We start from the raw sequence: 20,330 nt of genomic DNA on the forward strand, positions 1-20,330 counted from the left end.
ACGAAATAAAAATCGTTGTAAAATAGATGAATAGTATTCAGTTGGTATGTTGTCTAAAGGCTTTTTTTTAATACTATTTTAATACTATTTTAAATGTAAGTAATTGATTTTCATGTATTGTTTTTTTGCATTAAACTCTTTGTGTGTTGGTTTTTTCTTAAAGACGGGAATTAATTGGATTTTTGTTAAAGAAGAAATAAATTATTATTTATTGGATATTTTGTGAAATAAATTAACTCTATAATTTTATTTATAGAAAATTAAAATTGGATGAAAAGGAAAATTATTATTTAAAATATTGCAATTAGTAGTGATTTATTTTATCCTGAATGTTTTTAAGGTTTAAAATATTAAATTATAATTTTTAATATTCAAATGATATTTTTTCAAGTACAAATTAAATTTTATATGAAAATTCACATATTGTTGTATAAACTATAGTGGTATTTTTAGATATAAGAATCGTTATAATTTCATAAATTATAATAAACTGTTTGTGGGTTGTTTTTCGAATAAGTAATTTTGAAAAATTTTCAATTTGAAACCTACAATTTCCATCGTCGTTGCTATTTTTAATCGAAAAGATGAGCTTTTCGAACTTCTGAATTCTCTTACTCTTCAGACAGACAAAGAATTTGAAATTATTATTGTAGATGATGGATCTCTAATCGATTTAAAACCAACCATCAAAAATTTTGAAGATATTTTAAATGTAAAATATTTCAGAAAAGATAATTCCGGTCCGGGACTTACAAGAAATTACGGTGCAAAACGCGCTGAAAATGAATGGCTTGTTTTTGTAGATAGCGATGTAATTGTAGAAAAAGATTATATAGAAAATATCAAAAAAGACATTCAGGAAATTCCGTGCGATGCCTTTGGTGGGGCAGATAAAGCGCATAAAGGTTTCAACCTGATGCAGAAAGCGATTTCATATTCAATGACTTCGGTTTTTACAACAGGTGGAATCCGTGGAAGTAAGAAAGCGGTTTCCAAATTCCAACCAAGAAGTTTTAACATGGGCGTAAAGAAAGTTGTTTTCCAAAAAGTAGGAGGTTTCTCCGAAATGCGGATAGGTGAGGATCCTGATTTATCGATGACACTTTGGGAAAATGGTTTTACGACAGCTTTTTTCGAAGATATTGCCGTTTATCACAAGCGTAGAGTCGATTTTGGGAAGTTTTCGAAACAGGTTTTCCAATTTGGTTGCGCAAGACCGATTCTTAACCAGAGGCATCCGAATTATGTCAAAATTTCGTTTGCTTTTCCTACTTTATTTATGTTAGGATATATTTTGGGATTTTTAGAATATTTTATTTTAGGAAGAGGGATTATTCTTGCTTTTTACGGATTGTATACTTTTATGGTTTTTTTCCATGCCTTATTGGTGACGAAAAATATCAGCATTGCAGGAATGGCGGTGATTTCTACATACATTCAGATGTTTTCTTATGGGTATGGTTTTTTAAAATCTTGGATTTTATTAAATATTTTCAGAATGAAACCGGAAGATGCGTTTCCGAAGCATTTTCATAAAAAGTAAAAATTTGATTATCAATATCATTCCGATGAATGAAGAATCTACAAATGGTTTAATATAGATTCTTCGTTCACTTTGTTACATTCAGAATGGCAGCACACGAAAAATAAATTAGAAAAAATAAAGACTGTCGAATCAACAACAGTCTTTAAACAATAATAAGCTAGAATATGGATAGGGTTTCATGGTTGAGAACGCCTGTTTTTAGCATGCATTCCTTCATCTTTTCGTAGGTTCGTTCGATGTCGTGATCAAGCCCGATTGAGAATCGGATTAATCCATCGGAAATTCCCATTGCTGAACGCTCTTCTTCCGGAATTTCAGAAGATGTTGAGCTTCCTGAGCACGAGAATAATGTTTTGTAAAATCCTAAACTTACTGCCAGATAACCCAAATTTTCCTGCTGCATAAGCTCCATCAATTCATTGGCTTTTTCCGTAGTTCCTGCGTCTAAGGTTAATAATCCACCGAATCCGTACTCTTCATGCATCATACTTTTCATTAATTCGTGGTTTTTGTGGGATTTTAATCCGGGATAAGACACTCTTAAGCCATCTTCCTCGAATCTTTCTGCAAGATATAAAGCATTATGGCTGTGTTGCTTCATTCTGATGTGTAACGTTCTCAAATTCTTTAAAATACTTGCTGAACGTAGGCTGTCCATTGTTGGTCCCAACAACATACAGGCTCCGGTGTTTACATTTTTTGTATCATTAATAAATTCCTGTGTTCCACAATAAACTCCTCCTACAGTATCGCTGCTTCCGTTAATAAATTTCGTTAAAGAATGAATTACGATGTCCGCTCCCAATAGAGTCGGTGAGATAGAAAGCGGTGAGAAAGTATTATCAACAATCAGTTTTAAGTTGTGTTTTTTACAGATATCAGATAGCTTTCTCAGATCCGCAACCTCTAAAAGTGGATTGCTCACACTTTCACAATATATTATTTTAGTGTTTTTTTGAATTGAATTTTCAATAGATTCAAAATTATTGATGTCCACAAATGTGGTTTCAATATTAAATGGCGGAAGAAAATTTTTCATGAAAGCATAGGTTCCACCGTAAATAGTTCTGCTCGAAATAATGTGATCTCCGCTTTTACAAACCTGCATCAAAACAGAGGTAATAGCTCCCATTCCTGATGCAGTAACGTTCGCAGCTTCAGTGTTTTCCAATTTTGCCAATGCCTGTGAGAGATACAAATTCATTGGCGAGGAATGTCTTGAATATAAATAACATCCGTCTGCATTTCCCTCAAATGTATCAAACATTGTTTTTGCAGAAAGGAAAGTGTAGGTAGAACTGTCTGAAATGGATGGATTTACTCCACCAAATTCACCAAAATATTGTAAGTCCTGAATTTCATTAGCAGCGTTAAAGTCTTTCATATGTACTAGATTTTTCTGTGCTAAATTTGAATGAATTCCAGAATTATTACAATATAAATTTAAATTATTAGAATATAAATCTATTCAAATTGACTTTGATAGACAAAAAGTTTGTTATATTTGATTAATGTAAACTTTTAACAAAAATTTATCTATGACCTTCGACGAAATTGATAAGAAACTGCTTCTTTTTTTACAGGAAGATTCGAAACAAACTACCAAAGAGTTGTCTTACAAGTTGGGTTTGTCGGTGACGGCTGTTTATGAACGTATCAGAAAAATGGAAAATACGGGTGTAATTTCCAAATATGTTGCGATTCTTGATCGTCATAAAATCAACAGAGATTTTATTGTACTTTGTCATGTGAAATTAACGCAGCATAAAAAAGAATATGTTCTTCAATTCGAAAGGGAAGTGATGAGTTTAGAGGAAGTTACGGAGTGTTTTCATATAAGTGGGGACTACGATTATATTTTAAAAATCGGAGTAAAAGACATGGAAGATTATCGAAATTTTATGCTATCAAAACTCACGACTTTACAGCATATTGCGAGTACTCATAGTTCGTTTATGATTTCTGAGGTGAAGAATACAACGGCGATTGTGTTGTAAGTTTTTAATTGTAATTAATTTAAATATTAAAATAAAAAATTAACCACAACTTATGTCATTCCGTAGGAATCTAAACACGAATTTTTATATTATCTGATACTACGTCTATATTCCTACGGAATGACAAACTCGGTGTTGAAAGATTTAGAATAAAATCATTATAGAAAAATTTAAACCAAAACTCCATTTTTAGAGGAAATCGGATCGGGAAGATCGGTTTCTCCTGTCATTTGTAAAAGATCGATTTCAATAGTACGGCAAATTGATAACATAGGAACGTCGAACATCAATCCTGCAAATGGATTTTCGGAATAATCTCCCACTAATTCCATGATGATATAAATCCAGCCAATGATGATGCAAAAAGGAATGGAAGTCCAGATTCCCCAATCTCCCAGTTTTTCAAATTCGTTCACCAAACCAAGTGGAAGCAACATAATGAAAAGTACATTAAAAATAAACGCTGTACTAGCAAATTGCCTTGGAGAAGGAAATTTTTTGATTCTTTCCGCCTGCCCCTGAAAATTATAAAACTCATTCAAAGCTGTCTGTAATTGAGTTTGATTAAAATCGGTAATGGCACCGATATTCTTTAAATCATTCACATCTTTTGCCTGTTGAGAAATCAAATAAGTAGCAAAATTTTTATAATGAGATTTTAATTCAGATTCTTCTTCGGAAAGATATTTATTAAGGAAAAGTTGAGTTCTGCTGTAATCTGGAAACCCGGCTTTAATCAACCTATTTCTCCTTTGATTGATGGTGTGATGATGCTCTTCCTCCGCACTGATGTGTTCCCATTCCGTCGGAACAAGAAGTTGCTCACGAAACGCATACAACCAAGCAATATGACGATAAACGATCTTTCTTCTTCGATCTTCTAAATTGAATACTCCAACTTCTTCATTTTTGGTATCGAAAGCATAGGTCATTGAAGCGAAAGAACGACTAGAGTTCACGATTCCGCCCCAGATTTTTCGGGCTTCCCAAAGTCTGTCGTATGCCTGATTGTTTTTAAAACCAACCAAAAATGCTTCAGCGGTACCAATCAAAGCAACCGGAACCCACGGAATTGTCATCCATTGCCAATGGAAAAAATGAAAAAGGAAAGCGATCAATGTACACCAAACCGAAATCCAGATCAAATGAACACCTGATAAGTTGAGAATTTGTCTATAATTGAAGTATTTTGTAGTAATCATGAGTGTTAAGTCTATTTAATAAAATCAATCAACTATTCAAATATAAAATAAAGTTTTGAATAATTATATTTGCAAAAAACTTTTAGTAACATGAAAATATCTAGAATTGTTTCCTCTTTATTATTTTTTAGTATTGTTGGAAATAGTTGTCTCTCGGCTCAGAATTTAACGTTTAATGCCAATCTTTTGGAAACCAATTTTAGTGCAGATAGTAATCCTACTCATATGAATTTTATTTCCGGAAATAAATTGATTTTTAATGCAAAGTTTGGTGTAACAATCAAAGATTCGGAAAATGGAAGAAGTAAGCTATTAATTAAAATTAGTTCTGAATATAAGAACTATGTAAACGAGGATAATACTTATTCATATGATGCGTCGAAGGCCTTAAATATTTTTATCATTGATAATAAGGCTTATTTTTTTATTGAAAAAAATTCCAAATTAAGTCTATGGAGAACAGATGGGACAGATGCAGGGACTAAATTTATAAAAGAGTTTCCAAATCCTAACTTTATGACTTCAGATTTTGTAATTTCTTCATTTACAAAATTCAATAATAAACTTATATTCAGTATTTATCATATGTATGGAAGTCCATCTAGAAGTGAACTTTGGGTTTCTGATGAAACACCCGCAGGTACAGAATTGGTGAGTACATTGAATAATAATTCGACATTATCTTCTGATAATTATGTAAATATTAATAATAAAGTATATTTTACAAATTACAATTCTAATTCTGAAAAGAAAATCTGGAAATCTGATGGAACGGTAAACAATACAATTCCTGTTCTTACCGGAGCACAGGATGATTACTTGGTTGCTGGAAATATGATTGATTTTAATGGGTATTTGTATTTTATAAAAGTAAAAAATAATATTGCTTATTTGTCTTATTATAATACTTTAACTAATGAAATTACAGATGTTTTTACTCTTCCAAGTAATATAAATCCTTATAATTCAAATGGAAACCTTTATCTGGTAAATAATTCGCTTGTATTTGCTAATAATAACAAATTGTGGAAATCTGATGGAACTGCTGCAGGAACCCTTTCTATTAATTCTAGTGCTTATCCTAATTATGGAAATTCTGGGATTAATAATATTTTTGTTTTTAAGAATAAGCTTTATTTTGACGCATTTTTGCCTAATTATGGTTATGCGATGCTAACTTATAACAATTTTGATATCACAAAACTTTCTGATTCTTTTCCTGAGCTGGAATATGCTATATTGATGAAAAAATCGAAATCGAATTTTGGGGATAATAACTATTTAATTTTTGCCACGAATTCTACTAACGATTATGTCGCATTCAATGGAACATCTTTAAAACTTGTTCAGAATTTAATATATGATTATGATTCTGGGTACGAAATGAGTGTGACGGATACACCGGACAATAATTTTATTATTAATGCTGGAAGTGAAAAATATGGGCAGGAGCTCTTTAAGTTCAATTTTGCTAATGGGCAGTCAAGTCTTTATGAAAACGCAAATTCTACCAGTTATTCTTATTTTATTGCACCACAAGTCCTTAATGGAAAATTATTTTATTTCGGTACAGATGAGTTCGGAACAGGACCGATGGTTACAGATGGCACAGAAATAGGAACATCCAGAATAAAAAATGATGTGAATACAGGATTTATTAATCATCCTGTGGTGGGTGGAGAATACATACCTACAATACAATTAAACAATAAGGTATATTTTCCTTGTTCTATATCAGGAGCTTTAAATTCACTATGTGTGACAGATGGAACAACGGCAGAAACAAAAATGATTAAGAATGTCAATCCGATGGGAGAAGATGGTTCTAGCTATGATGATTTTCCTGCATTCGTAAGGGTCGGTAATACAGATAAGTTTTTATTTAAAGTAGATGAAAATAGCTTTATTACAAAGCAATGGATTTCTGACGGTACGGAAGCTGGAACGAGCATTTTGAATATTCCACCTGTTTATCGTGATAACTATGCTTTATTAGGTAACAAAACTTTTTATACAGCAAATGATTATAATCAAAATAAAAGGGTTTTAATGGTTACTGATGGAAATCAAAGTGGAACTCATGAATTTTATACTTTTACAGGCACTAAAAGATATTCTTCAATTATAGATTATTCTAATGATAAGTTTTTCTTTTTAGTTATTGATCAAATTGATTACTGGACAAGTAAATCAGAAATATGGGTTTCAGATGGAACTATTGCAGGAACGTCTATGGTAAAATCTATGGATAATCCATTTAGTACAGTTGCCGCATTTAGCGCCAATGCTAAAGTTTACAATGGGAAGTTATACTTTTTTGCCCTTTCTGGAAATTCATCGAATGGATATACTTATAATCCTTATATATCAGATGGAACTATAAATGGTACTTATAAACTTACAAATAATGAATTTATTGTTACAAGCCCTTTGACAGCGTGTGGAAATAATATTTACTTTAGCAGCAGACCAGATTCAAATGGTTTTAGAAGTGTTTGGGCTTATAATAATAATCAGTTTAATATGTTATATACCAACAATCAAAATTCGATTTCAAATTTTTTATCAGCAAGATCTGTCACTTGTGTAAATAATAACTTGTATTTTTTAAGCAGAGAATATCAGGAAAATAAAATTATAGTTACTAATGGAACTCAAAATGGGACAAAACAAATTGATATAAATGCAAATGGAATATTGTCAGATAATACGATTATCAATATGCCAATTTCTAGTTTAAATACTAAATTATATTTCAACGCACCATTTAAAGATTCTAATAACTTTAATTTTTTCGGGAATGAATTATACGTTATGGATGTAAGCCAAGTTACATTAGGAACGAATGAAATAAGTAACAGTCATAATAAGATTGAATTATCAATACTTGTTTTCCCAAATCCGGCTATATCGGAAATCAATTTAGCAGCGACTAAAGATGATTATATTAAAAATGTCGAAGTGTATAATATGGGCGGAAATATGATCATTAATAAAAAACAAATAAATAATTCTAAAACAACAATAGATCTGAATAATATCTTGAATGGAGTATATCTCCTAAAAATTCAGACCGAAAAAGGAAGTTTTGTTAAAAAAATAATTAAGAAATAGAAATAAAAAAAACCTCAGATTATTTTGAGGTTTTTTTATTTTATTTGAATTAAAATTTTAATAATTCTTCAATTTTCTTAGAAAGTTTTTCCGCATTCGGAAGCATTTCTTTTTCCAAAACCAAGTTGATCGGAACAGCTGGAGTATCAAGAGATCCCATTGTTTCAACAGGAGCATCAAGATATTTAAAGCAGTTCTTAGAAATTCTATGTGCGAAAGCTTCTGCAAAAGAATTATTTAATTGCTCTTCTGTTAAAACGATACATTTTCCGTGTGCTTTTACTCTTTCGAAAACCAATTCTTCATCCAAAGGAATTAATGTTCTTAAATCGATCACCTCAATTCTTCCGTTAAAGTTTTTCGCGGCTTCTTTTGCCCAGTAAACGCCCATACCGTAAGTTACGATCAATAAAGTTCTGCCTTTTTCAGTTTCATCTTTATCAGCTTCAATAATAACTTTTCCTTTTCCGAAAGGTAAGATGTAATCTTCCGCTGGTTCGATTGTTTTTGCATCTTCAGTTCCCGGAACTTTGCTCCAGTAAAGTCCTTTGTGCTCCAACATGATAACCGGATTCGGATCGTAATAAGCTGCTTTTAATAAACCTTTAAAGTCGGCTGCATTACTTGGGTAAGCGATTTTAATTCCTTTAATATTCGCTAAAATACTTTCAACGCTACCACTGTGGTAAGGACCACCACCTCCGTAAGCTCCAATCGGAACACGAATAATATTGCTTACAGGGAATTTACCCTGACTTAAATAATTTGATTTTGAAATCTCCGTAATCAACTGATTAATACCCGGATAAATATAATCTGCAAACTGAACCTCAACAATCGGTTTTAAACCAACTGCACTCATTCCTGCTGTAGAACCAATAATATACGCTTCCTGAATCGCTGTATTGAAAACCCTTTTGCTTCCGAATTTCTTTCCTAACGTCACTGTCTCACGGAAAACTCCACCGATTCTTTCACCAACGTCTTGTCCATAAAGCAGAGCTTCAGGGTGTTTCCACATTAATTCCTGAATAGCGTGAATCGCAGCATCTACCATCACGATTTTCTCTCCACCTGCAGGTTCACGAGTTCCAACTTCTTCTGTAATTGGAGTTGGAGCGAAAACATGTTGCATTACTGTTTCAGGTTTCGGATCTTCAGCTTTTTGAGCCCTGTCAAATGCTTCTTCAGCTTCCAAACGGGCTTTTTTAGTGATTTGTTTTAATAATTCTTCATCAACACCCGCATCAAGTAATTGATTTCTAATAATTTCACCCGGATCTTTTGCTCTGTGCTTCGTTAAATCTTCTTCATCTCTATAGAATTCTCTTCTTACTCCAGAAGTGTGGTGACCAATAAGAACTGTTTTTGCGCAAACAACTAATGGTTTTCTTTCGTTCCTTACAAAATCAACCGCTTTTTTCATCACTTCGAAAGATTCAATGAAATCTGTTCCGTCAACTCTCATTCTGCTTAGACCTGTGAATCCTGCTACAAAATCATAAGCATCACAAGTTCTTGCTTCTTCTTTTGTTACGGAAATTCCCCATTCATTATCCTGAACCAAGAAAATGATAGGTAATTGGTGCAAAGCTGCAAACTGAAGCGCTTCACTCACTTCACCTTCCGTTACAGAATTGTCCCCTAGACTGCAAACGACAATCGGATTGTTTTCGAATTGTTGTAAGTCAAAATCCTGAATATATTTTATTCCCTGAGCAACTCCAGTCGTAGGAATTGTTTGCATTCCGGTCGCAGAACTTTGGTGGATAATTTTGGGCTTGTCCTCATCCCTGCTCGATGGGTGAGAATAATAAGATCTACCTCCCGAAAAAGGATCATCAGCTTTTGCCAATAATTGAAGCATTAATTGATAAGGTTCAAAACCAATACCCAAAAGAATGCTTTCGTCTCTATAATAAGGAGAAATCCAGTCTTCTTTTTTTAACTGATAAGCGGTTGCTAACTGAATAGCTTCGTGACCTCTTGATGTGCTATGAACATATTTGGTAACATTTCTGTTCTCTTCATAAATGTCTGCCATAGCTTTGGCAAGCATCATATGGTTATAAGCCTTAAGTAAAATATCTTGAGAAACTTTTTCGTGAAGTGTATTTTCCATAGGAAGCAAATATAAACAAAAAAACAAAATACTAACATCTGTTAGTGTTTTTGGGTAATTTAATGATTTTCAAAGTCTTTAAATTAAAAATTAACATGAAATTAGAATTTACACTTATCCGAAATACATACTGTGATTGGAAGAGATTTATAAAACTAATTTTAAAACAGAAAAAATTGAAGTAACTTTACATTCTCTTTTTAAATTAAAAGCTAGAAAAATTACATGTATTTAGTTTTTGACACAGAAACCACAGGTTTACCAAAGAATTTCAACGCTCCGCTTTCAGACTCTGATAACTGGCCAAGAATGGTTCAGATTGCGTGGCAGTTGCATGATGATGACGGAACTTTAATTGAAAATCAGGATTATATTATAAAGCCTGAAGGGTACGATATTCCCTTCAACGCGGCGAGAATTCACGGGATTACAACAAAAATTGCCAATGAAGAAGGTCGCGATCTCGAAGAAATTTTAAATGAATTTGCCAAAGTTTTAGAAAAAGTAAGAGTCGTTTCCGGTCATAATGTTGAGTTCGATTATAATATCGTCGGAGCCGAATTTTACCGAAAAAATATAAAAGATAACTTACAGGAAAAGCCAAGAGCCGATACCATGATTTTGGGTACGGATTTCTGTCAGCTTGGAGGCGGTCGTGGTGGAAGATTCAAACCTCCGAAACTGGAAGAGCTTTACGAAAAATTGTACGGTCATAAATTTGACGAAGCCCACAATGCGGCAGCCGACGTAAATGCAACGGCTCAGGTTTTCTTCGAAATGATGAGAATCGGTGTTATTCCTGCGGAAGTTTTGAAAACTTCAGAAGATCAGCTGGCGTATTTTAAAACACTTTATCCAGATCCGATAAAGCCTTTCAGTATTGTTATCAGAAGGCAGGTTGCAGATTTTCATAATAAGAAAAAGCAACAGGATTTTGGAAGTATCGATGAAATTGACCTTGGCAGATATTTCAACTTCGATAATCATAGTGTTTTCTCGACTTTGTCAGCAACTTCAAGCATTAATGATTTAATTAAGAAAGCAACAGATGATAATTTCCCTGCCGTCGGAATGGTAGATTTGGGAAATATGATGGGGGCTTTCAAATTTGTTTCTGCAGTTGAGGGAGCGAATAGCGACCGTGCGAAAAAGCATAAAGAATATTTAACCAAAAAACAGGAAGCAGAAGAAAACGGAACGGAATTTAATGAAGAAGAACCTGTTTCGGAGCCATTAATTCCTGTTGTAGGTTGTGAGTTTTATATTTCAGACCGTTACGAACAGAAACAGTTTACAAAAGATGACCCAGACAGAAGAACGCAGGTTGTTTTACTGGCGAAAGATTTTGAAGGCTATAAAAATTTAGCAAAATTATCAAGTATTGGTTTCCTGAAAGGATTCTATTTCGGGGTTCCTAGGATCAGCCGTGAATTGATTGCTGAATATAAAGAAGGTGTGATTGCTTTAACATCAGGAATTCACGGAGATATTCCGGATGCGATTTTAAATACAGGTGAACAAAAAGGAGAGGAACTTTTCAAATGGTGGAAAGATACCTTTGAAGATGATTTTTATGTTCAGATTCAGAATCATAAACTGCCGGAAGAAGAGCATTTGAATGATGTTCTTTTACATTTTGCAGATAAATATAATGTTAAAATTTTAGCTCAGAACGAAACTTTTTACACCAACAAAGACGATTCGAATATTCAAGATATTGTTAGTTGTATTAAAGATGGTGAAAAGCTGTCGACTCCTGTTGGAAAAGGTTTTGGTAAGAGAAGAGGGTTAGCAACGGGAGAATATTACATGAAAAATGCAGATGAAATTAAAGAATCATTTTTAACCTATCCTGATGCATTCGAAGCATATGAAGAATTCACTGCCAAATTCAAGCCTTATACTTTAAAAAGAGACGTACTTCTTCCAAAATTTGATATTCCTGAAGAGTTTATCCATGCAGAAGATGAAGTGGACGGCGGAAAACGTGGTGAGATGGCTTATCTAACTTATTTGACGTATGAAGGGGCTAAAAACAGATATCGTGATACTGGAATTACTCCAGAAATTAAAGAACGTTTAGACTTCGAGCTTGAAGTTATTGCTAACACAGGATATCCCGGTTACTTCCTGATTGTACAGGATTTCTGTAACGAAGCCCGAAAAATGGGAGTTTGGGTTGGTCCTGGTCGTGGTTCGGCAGCGGGTTCGGCAGTTGCATATTGTATCGGAATAACCAATGTTGATCCTATTAAATATGATCTCCTTTTCGAGAGATTCCTTAATCCTGAAAGGGTTTCTATGCCCGATATTGATATCGACTTCGATGATGAAGGTCGAGACAAGATTATTAAATGGGTAGTTGATAAATACGGTAAAACTCAGGTTGCGCAGATTATTACTTATTCGGTTTTGGGTGGGAAATCTGCGATTAAAGATGCCGGAAGAGTTTTGGATGTTCCGATTCCAGACACAAATAATATTGCTAAATTAATTCCTTCCACACCCGGAATGAATATCGCGAAAGCTTTAGCAAAATATGATAAATTGAAGCCGGAAGAACAAATGCTCGTCGATGAGATGAGATATGTTCTTGACAGTCCGGATGATGCGCGTCACGGTGTTTTGGCAAGTGCTAAAAAAATGGAGGGTTGTATCAGAAATACCGGGATTCACGCATGTGGAGTAATCATAACGCCGGAAGATGTAAGTAATCTGGTTCCGGTGACGATTGCCGCAAAAGATGCCGATATTTTGGTATCACAGTTTGATAACTCGGTAGCGGAAAGTGCAGGTCTTCTGAAGATGGACTTCTTGGGTCTAAGGACTTTAACTATTATTAAAGACGCTTTAAAACTCGTAAAAGCAAGATATAACATTGATATCGACCCTGATTTGATTCCGCTAGATGATGTGAAAACTTATCAGTTGTTTAAAGAAGGGAGAACGGTCGGGATTTTCCAGTATGAAAGTCCGGGAATGCAAAAGTACATGAGAGAACTTAAGCCAACGGTTTTTGCCGATCTTATTGCTATGAACGCCCTTTACCGACCGGGTCCTATTAAATATATTCCGAACTTCATTAATAGGAAACACGGAATCGAAGAAATTGTCTACGATTTACCGGAAACTGAGGAATATTTAAAGGAAACCTACGGAATTACCGTTTATCAGGAGCAGGTAATGCTTTTGTCTCAAAAATTGGCAAATTTCACGAAAGGTGAAGCTGATACACTGAGAAAAGCAATGGGTAAAAAGCAAATCGACGTTCTGAATAAAATGTACCCTAAATTCATTGAAGGCGGAAGAAAAAACAACCTCAACGAAGAACGTTTAGAAAAAATCTGGAACGACTGGAAAGCCTTTGCAGAATATGCTTTCAACAAATCTCACTCTACTTGTTATGCATTTATTGCCTATCAGACGGCTTATTTAAAGGCCAATTATCCTGCGGAATATATGGCGAGTGTGATGAGTAATAACATTAACAATACCGACTCGATCACCATGTTTATGGAGGATTGTAAAAGTATGGGCGTTGATGTTTTAGGTCCCGATGTGAATGAATCTCAATATAAATTCTCGGTAAACGAAAAAGGACAGATCCGTTTTGGTTTGGGAGCGATTAAGGGAATCGGGGAAGGACCGAGCGAGGCGATTACAAGAGAAAGAGCTGCGAACGGAAGATTTAAAAATATTTATGATTTCTTCGAAAGAATTCTGCCTTCTCAAATGAATAAGAGAGTTGCAGAAAGTTTGGTTTTGGCAGGAGGTTTCGATGAATTAGATTCCTTCCACAGAGGTCAGTATTTTGATATTGACATGGCGGGAAGAACCAATCTGGAAAGGTTGATTCGATACGGACAAAGTTTCCAGGAAAGTAAAAATGAGATGGAGCATTCTCTTTTTGCAGATTTTGCGGAGGAAGTTCAGATCGAGCAGCCAAAACTGGCACCTTGTCCGGAATGGCCGAATATGCATAAGTTGAATAAAGAAAAAGAAACCATCGGCTTCTATCTTTCTGCGCATCCGTTGGATGAATTCAAATATCAGTTCCAGTTTATACAAGGAAGTCTTTCCAAAAATTCTGTGCTGGAGAAAGATGACGAATCGAAAATTGTAACCGAGGAAGTTCCGATTTTGGAGCAGGATTCTGTGGATGAAACAACGGATTTAGCGGAAATTGTTTCGGATAATATTGTTGCAGGTGAAGAAGAGGAAATCATTGAAGAAGTGATCAAAAAAGCAGAGCCAAAAGGTGTTTTCCACTTTTTGAATCTCGATGAGGTCGATGCTTACAAAGAACAGGCTTTTGCGAACAAACAGGAAGAATTGTTTGAGGAAAAGAAAAAAGACTGGAAAACTTTACAGAAAGAAAGAGAAAACGGCGGCGGTGGAAAAGAATATACAGTCGCTGGTTTGATCACAGAATATGTGGTGAAAGACGGTTTCAGAAGTGGTGAAAAGGTTGCTTTTGTCACACTTGAAGATTATTCGGGATCTTATTCTTTCCGATTGGGAGATCGAGATTATATGAAGCTGAAGGAGAAGCTTGAAGTTCAGCGATTTGTGATCTTTAAAATTAAATTTGCCCAGGTGAAAGATGGTCGAGTTTTCGTAAATGTAAATGATGTGATTGAGCTTCAGGAAGCATTTGAACGATTCGCCAAAAGTATCTCTCTGGTAATGGATGTGATGGATTTCCGACCGGAAGATTTAAATTTTTTCCGAACAGTTTTAGAAAGAAATCAAGGGAATCAAAAGTTGAAGTTTTACATTAAAAATGTGGAAGATGACTCCAAGGTTGAGCATCTTGAGGTGCAGTCGATGAAACATTCGGTGAATCTGAGCGAAGATTTAATTAAACAGATCCAATTGCTCAATAAGTATGAATTTTATCTGAATTAAAAGGAAAAACGACAAGTTTTATATAGGAAAGTGGCTTTTTTGAAAGTCACTTTTTTTTATTTTGAATGATTTTAAATTAAAAATTTTTCTAAAACTAAAACTATACTAAAAAAGTAGGGTTTTGGTTTTAGCTATTTAACATAAAATAGTAGAGTTATTTATTCAATGTTTTGATTTTTAATTAATTGTAAAATTGTCATTTCATTGTGATTTAAATAATTTAAATTAAACATTTATTTAATTTTTATAATAAAAGTGAATGTTTTATTAAGTAATTATTAAATATTTTGCACTTTTTAAGAATATGATTTAATATTTTTTATACATTTAGGGCGTAATCTTAATATTCCTTTTTTATATGAAAAAATTAAATCTACTCATTGTACTTTTGATGGGTTTATTTACCTCTCAATTGTATCTGGGGCAGAGTTTCGTAGTTCCTGTATGTAATGGAACGATCGGAACTAACAGCTATGGTACGCCGAACAGTAACGCAACGGCGAATTCTAAAAGCCGTGGCGCTTTTATTTTACCGGCTTCCCAATTGGTAAATATTGCAAACGGAACAATCACATCCACTTATTTTAGAAGATATTCTAGTTCAGGAACACTGAATAGCGGTGCAACTTTTAGAATTTATCTTAAAAATACGACAGCAACAGATTGGGGTTCCGGAGCTTTGGATTGGGCAACGGCAATTACGGGTGCAACGTTGGTTTATGATTCCAATCCGGATACCGCGATTGGAAGTACGGCAGGATTGAAACAATTTGCTCACTCTACAAACTTCTTATATACTGCGGGAAGCAATCTTGCGGTATTTACAGAATATGTGCAAACAACCGCACAAGCTGCAACTATCAACTGGGAGTATGAATATTCTTCTCCTTGTGTGAATACTGGTAACAGTAATACTACAAAATATGTAACAACAACGGGTACATTTGGAGCAACTTTAACTTCATCCGACTACAGAAGACCACATATTGCGTTTGATGCTAATGTACCTCCTCCGACAACGCCGCCTTCTTGTACAACAATTTCGGCACCTGCAAATGCGGCAACAGGAGTTTCGGTAACACCAACAATTACTTGGGCTGCAACACCGATTACGACAAGTTATGTAATCAATATGGGAACTACGCCGGGCGGAACAAATATTATCAACGGATTGGATGTTGGAAATGTAACTTCTTATGCAATTCCCGCGGCAACGCCTTTAAGCTATAATACTCAATATTATGTGACGGTTTATCCTAAAAACTCAATTGGCCAGGCGACAGGGTGTACGGAAAATAATTTCACAACACTGGCAATGCCTTGCCCTACAGTAAGCTCACCGGGAACTGCTGCAACAGGAGTTTCTACGCTTCCTACAATTGTTTGGGGAGCTGTAACAGGAGCTACCGGTTACAGATTAACGGTAGGAACAACTTCCGGAGGTACAGATATTTTAAATAATGTGGATTTAGGAACTGCAACTTCTTATACGTTTGCTTCTCCTTTAAATACTTCTACAGTTTATTATTATTCAGTAACGGCTTACAATGCAACTACGGCTTCTACAGGCTGTACAGTAAGATCGTTTACAACAACGTCAGCTTTGCCACCTGCAAATGATAACTGTTCTGGTGCAGTTCCATTAACTGTAAATCCTGACTTAAATTGCGGAACAACCACTCCAGGAAATACTTTAGGAGCTTCTTTATCTATGGCTGCAGCACCTTGTAACGGAAATCCAGATGATGATGTTTGGTATAGATTTGTAGCAACGGGAACAGCTCATGTCGTAACATTATCTAGCGTTGTTTCAACAGGAACTTCTTCCAGTACAGATATGTATTTTCAGGTATTAAGCGGAGCTTGTGGATCGCAAACTAGTGTAATTTGTTCAGATCCGAATACAGCAACTGTAAGTGGTTTAACACCTGGACAAACTTACTATGTTAGAGTTTACACATATTCAGGAACGGGATATAATGCAAGTTTCAATATCTGTATCGGAACTCCGCCACCACCACCTTCTAATGACGAATGTTCTGGAGCGATTGGTTTAACGGTGAATCCGGATTTAAGCTGTGGTGTTACAACTGCAGGAACGACTTTAAGTGCATTAAATTCAAATATAGCAGTTTCACCTTGTACAGGAACAGCAGATGATGATGTTTGGTATAGTTTCGTGGCTGGTTCTACAGCACATACAATTGCTTTATCGAATGTTGTTTCTACAGGTACTTCATCTTCTACGAGTTTATATACTCAAGTGTTCAGTGGATCTTGCGGATCATTAACGAGTGTTGCTTGTGGTACTTCAAATACAACAACAGTGGGAGGTTTAACACCTGGGCAAACATATTATGTAAGAGTTTATAACAGTAACGGAGCAGGATACAGCAATAGCTTTAATATCTGCATCGGAACTCCACCGCCACCGCCAGCAAATGACGTTTGCTCTGGAGCTGTGGCTTTAACAGTTGGAGGTGTATTTTCTAGTAATGCTATAACAACAACAAATGTTGGAGCAACAACAGATGGTACAACATCTTGTCAGACAAGCAGAGGAGACAATGTTTGGTACAAAGTAGTAGTTCCTGCGAGTGGAAACGTGACTTTTGAAACGCAGGGAGTTTCAGGTACAGGACTTACAGATACGGTTCTTTCTGTTCATACAGGAACTTGTGGATCTTTAACAAGTATTGCCTGTGATGATGACAGTGGAGTGGATAACTATTCATTAGTATCAGTTACAGGTCAAACTCCGGGATCTACATTGTATGTAAGTGTTTGGAGATATACAGGAACAGCAGGAGGTGGAAGTACAACAGGACAATTCATGTTGTCTGCTTACGATTCTTCTCTATTGGCAACCAACGAAGCCGACGTTAAAAATAAACTTAAAGTATATCCAAACCCATTCTCTGATGTGTTGAATATTTCTGATACTTCAAACGTGAAGAATGTTTTGGTAAATGATATCTCAGGAAGATTGGTGAAAACTATTTCAAACCCTGGTACAATGATTCATTTAGGAGAATTAAAACAGGGAATGTATTTAGTAACTCTTGAAATGAAAGACGGAACTAAACAAGTAATTAAGACTATTAAAAAATAGATTTAATTCATATTAATGATGAGTAGCGGCTATATTTATAGTCGCTATTTTTTTATGATAAGTATTGCTATGTATTAAATAATGAATTTGTGAATTATTATTTTATGTTAAGTAAGGAAGGTGTTGTATATCAATTAATTGTGATTAATATTTAAATACTTTAAAATCAATGACTTATTTAAAATGGTTTAATTGTTATTTTAATAATAAGATCAAATGTTTGTTTAAATTTATATAAAAAAATTAATTTTATTTTAGTTTTAATTTAAATTTTTATGATTTTTTAACTTTTTTATTGAAAATTATTATTACTTTTATCAAACCTAATTTTATTTTTTACTAAAACATGAAAAGATTTCTACTTGCGTGCATTGTAGCACTTGGGATGAGTGCACATGCTCAGATTTCGCTTGGAAGCGGAACTTCAACAGGCGTAATGCCTATATCCTCGAATTATGGATATAATTATACCCAACAGATTTTTACAAAAAATGAATTGAATGCTGTTGCAGCAGGAAATATTACAGGAGTGAAGTTTTATTTGGGGGCAACTTCTTCCATTGCAAACTCCACAACTTGGAAAGTGTACATTGGTCATACCACTAAAACATCATTTAGCTCAACTTCAGATTGGATTCCTGTAGCTTCTCTTACTCCGGTATATGATGCTGAGGTTGCTAATAACAGCGGTGAAGTTACGGTAACTTTTACAACACCTTTCGCCTACAACAATACCGATAACCTTGTTATTGCTGTAGACGAGAATAAGCCGGATTTTGATGGGGGCAATTATTTTTACACGTTCTCAGGGGTTTCAAACAGTTCTATTTATTACAGAAGTGATACAAACAATCCCGATCCTACAGGAACACTACCTACTGCAACCAGCAGAACTTCTACAAAATCAAGAATTACTTTTCTAGGATTATCTCCGAATGTTCCTGTTTGTCCTGTAGTAAGTGCTCCTGCTGCGGCTGCAACTAATGTGTCTGTAACGCCTACAATTACTTGGGCTGCTGCAGCAACAGCTAGTTCATACAAAATCAGCTTAGGAACAACTCCAGGTGGTACAAACGTTATGAATATGGTTGATGTAGGAAACGTGACTACTTATACATTACAAACGGCTTTAAGCTACAATACCCAGTATTATTTAACGGTTTATGCTACAAACGCAACGGGAACATCAAGCGGATGTACAGAAAGAAGCTTTACGACAGGTGGTATTACTTGTCCTTCTGTAAGTTCTCCGGCAAATAATGCGACAAATGCTCCATTACAACCTACAATTACTTGGGCAGTTTCTCCTGGAGCAGCAGGATATAGATTAACTGTAGGAACAGCAACTGGAGGTACAGATGTCTTGAATAATGTTGATCTTGGTAATGTTACATCTTACACATTCTCTTCGGCTTTGGCACTTGGTACGGATTATTATTACACCGTTAATGCTTATGGAGGAGGTCTTACAAGTTCTTCTTGTACAGAAAGAAAATTCACAATAACTGCGACAACCCCGGTTGCTAATGATGAGTGTGTAGGTGCAATTACTCTTACTCCTGGCGGAACTTTTGACCAGAATGCAATTACAGCTACCAACGTAAACTCTACTTCTAGCTCACCTGGAACTTGCCAGACAAGCTCAAACAACAATGTTTGGTATAAAGTTGTTGTTCCTGCAAGTGGAAATATTACTCTAGAAACTAAAGCTGTAACAGGATCTACATTTACAGATACGGTAATGTCTGCTTATTCTGGAACGTGTGGAGCTCTTACTTTGCTTCAATGTAACGATGATAACCCTGCAGGAGGACTATACTCAATTATTTCTCTTACAAATCAGACTCCGGGTGCTACAATCTATGTAAGTGTTTGGAAGTATACAGGAAATTCAAGTGTTACAGATGGAGAGTTTAAAATTTCAGCTTACGATTCATCAATTGTTTTAGCGACAAACGATGTAAGAAGTGAAGCTAAAAATAATATTAAAGTTTATCCAAATCCATTCTCTGATGTTTTAAATATTTCAGACATTGCAAATGTGAAGAATGTTATAGTAACTGACGTTTCTGGAAGATTAGTAAAAACTGTTGCAAATCCTGCTTCTTCTCTTCAATTAGGAGAATTAAAACAAGGAATGTATTTAGTGACTTTAGAAATGAAAGATGGTTCTAAACAAACGATAAAAACTATCAAAAAATAAATTCTGATAATTATTATAAATAATAGTAGCAGCTAAATTGATTAGTTGCTACTTTTTTTATTTAAATATTAAAATTTAATATTAATATTTTAGAATTATTATTAAATTAGCACTGAAATCAGCAAA

9 protein-coding genes are annotated in these 20,330 nt (G+C 34.6%); 6 read left to right on the forward strand and 3 right to left on the reverse strand.

The annotated features are described in order from the left end of the window. Window positions 1-538 precede the first annotated feature (538 nt). Window positions 539-1,543, forward strand: a complete 1,005-nt coding sequence (locus tag ACKX2A_RS18610) for a glycosyltransferase (RefSeq protein ID WP_415326422.1) — start codon at window positions 539-541, stop codon at window positions 1,541-1,543. Between the two features lie 160 nt (window positions 1,544-1,703). On the opposite strand, the gene ACKX2A_RS18615 is transcribed toward ACKX2A_RS18610, so the two are convergent. Then, entirely contained in the window at window positions 1,704-2,930 is a 1,227-nt protein-coding gene (locus tag ACKX2A_RS18615) for an aminotransferase class I/II-fold pyridoxal phosphate-dependent enzyme (protein ID WP_415326423.1), read from the reverse strand. A gap of 154 nt (window positions 2,931-3,084) precedes the next feature. Between ACKX2A_RS18615 and ACKX2A_RS18620 the strand changes: the two genes are divergently transcribed. Then, window positions 3,085-3,543 (forward strand): Lrp/AsnC family transcriptional regulator, encoded by a 459-nt coding sequence (locus ACKX2A_RS18620; protein WP_415326424.1) that lies wholly within the window; start codon window positions 3,085-3,087, stop codon window positions 3,541-3,543. Between the two features lie 170 nt (window positions 3,544-3,713). Here ACKX2A_RS18620 and ACKX2A_RS18625 read toward each other — a convergent pair whose 3' ends face one another. Further along, the gene (locus ACKX2A_RS18625) at window positions 3,714-4,745 is read right to left on the reverse strand and encodes a bestrophin family protein (protein WP_415326425.1); all 1,032 of its coding nucleotides are present in this window, start codon (window positions 4,743-4,745) and stop codon (window positions 3,714-3,716) included. A gap of 90 nt (window positions 4,746-4,835) precedes the next feature. Between ACKX2A_RS18625 and ACKX2A_RS18630 the strand changes: the two genes are divergently transcribed. After that, complete coding sequence (locus tag ACKX2A_RS18630) at window positions 4,836-7,859, forward strand: T9SS type A sorting domain-containing protein (RefSeq protein ID WP_415326426.1); 3,024 nt, start codon at window positions 4,836-4,838, stop codon at window positions 7,857-7,859. 49 nt (window positions 7,860-7,908) lie between these two features. Here ACKX2A_RS18630 and ACKX2A_RS18635 read toward each other — a convergent pair whose 3' ends face one another. Next, window positions 7,909-9,981, reverse strand: coding sequence for a thiamine pyrophosphate-dependent enzyme (locus ACKX2A_RS18635; RefSeq protein WP_415326427.1), 2,073 nt, complete (start codon window positions 9,979-9,981; stop codon window positions 7,909-7,911). A 225-nt stretch (window positions 9,982-10,206) separates the two neighbouring features. Between ACKX2A_RS18635 and dnaE the strand changes: the two genes are divergently transcribed. The 3 genes from dnaE (at window position 10,207) to ACKX2A_RS18650 (ending at window position 20,204) form a co-directional block, all read left to right on the forward strand. Further along, on the forward strand, window positions 10,207-14,889 hold the full coding sequence (dnaE, locus tag ACKX2A_RS18640) for a DNA polymerase III subunit alpha (RefSeq protein ID WP_415326428.1): 4,683 nt from the start codon (window positions 10,207-10,209) through the stop codon (window positions 14,887-14,889). Window positions 14,890-15,247: 358 nt separating this feature from the next. Next, window positions 15,248-18,001 (forward strand): T9SS type A sorting domain-containing protein, encoded by a 2,754-nt coding sequence (locus tag ACKX2A_RS18645; protein WP_415326429.1) that lies wholly within the window; start codon window positions 15,248-15,250, stop codon window positions 17,999-18,001. 346 nt (window positions 18,002-18,347) lie between these two features. Continuing rightward, complete coding sequence (locus ACKX2A_RS18650; RefSeq protein WP_415326430.1) at window positions 18,348-20,204, forward strand: T9SS type A sorting domain-containing protein; 1,857 nt, start codon at window positions 18,348-18,350, stop codon at window positions 20,202-20,204. The last annotated feature ends 126 nt before the right edge of the window (window positions 20,205-20,330 follow it).

The organism is Chryseobacterium sp. MMS23-Vi53 (genome assembly GCF_047651245.1).
Classification (GTDB): domain Bacteria; phylum Bacteroidota; class Bacteroidia; order Flavobacteriales; family Weeksellaceae; genus Chryseobacterium.

Coding starts and splice junctions, on each gene's coding strand:
- ACKX2A_RS18635 (WP_415326427.1), bottom strand. CDS start 9,981: ATGGAAAATACACTTCACGAAAAAGTTTCTCAAGATATTTTACTTAAG.
- ACKX2A_RS18645 (WP_415326429.1), top strand. CDS start 15,248: ATGAAAAAATTAAATCTACTCATTGTACTTTTGATGGGTTTATTTACC.
- ACKX2A_RS18625 (WP_415326425.1), bottom strand. CDS start 4,745: ATGATTACTACAAAATACTTCAATTATAGACAAATTCTCAACTTATCA.
- ACKX2A_RS18620 (WP_415326424.1), top strand. CDS start 3,085: ATGACCTTCGACGAAATTGATAAGAAACTGCTTCTTTTTTTACAGGAA.
- ACKX2A_RS18630 (WP_415326426.1), top strand. CDS start 4,836: ATGAAAATATCTAGAATTGTTTCCTCTTTATTATTTTTTAGTATTGTT.
- dnaE (WP_415326428.1), top strand. CDS start 10,207: ATGTATTTAGTTTTTGACACAGAAACCACAGGTTTACCAAAGAATTTC.
- ACKX2A_RS18615 (WP_415326423.1), bottom strand. CDS start 2,930: ATGAAAGACTTTAACGCTGCTAATGAAATTCAGGACTTACAATATTTT.
- ACKX2A_RS18650 (WP_415326430.1), top strand. CDS start 18,348: ATGAAAAGATTTCTACTTGCGTGCATTGTAGCACTTGGGATGAGTGCA.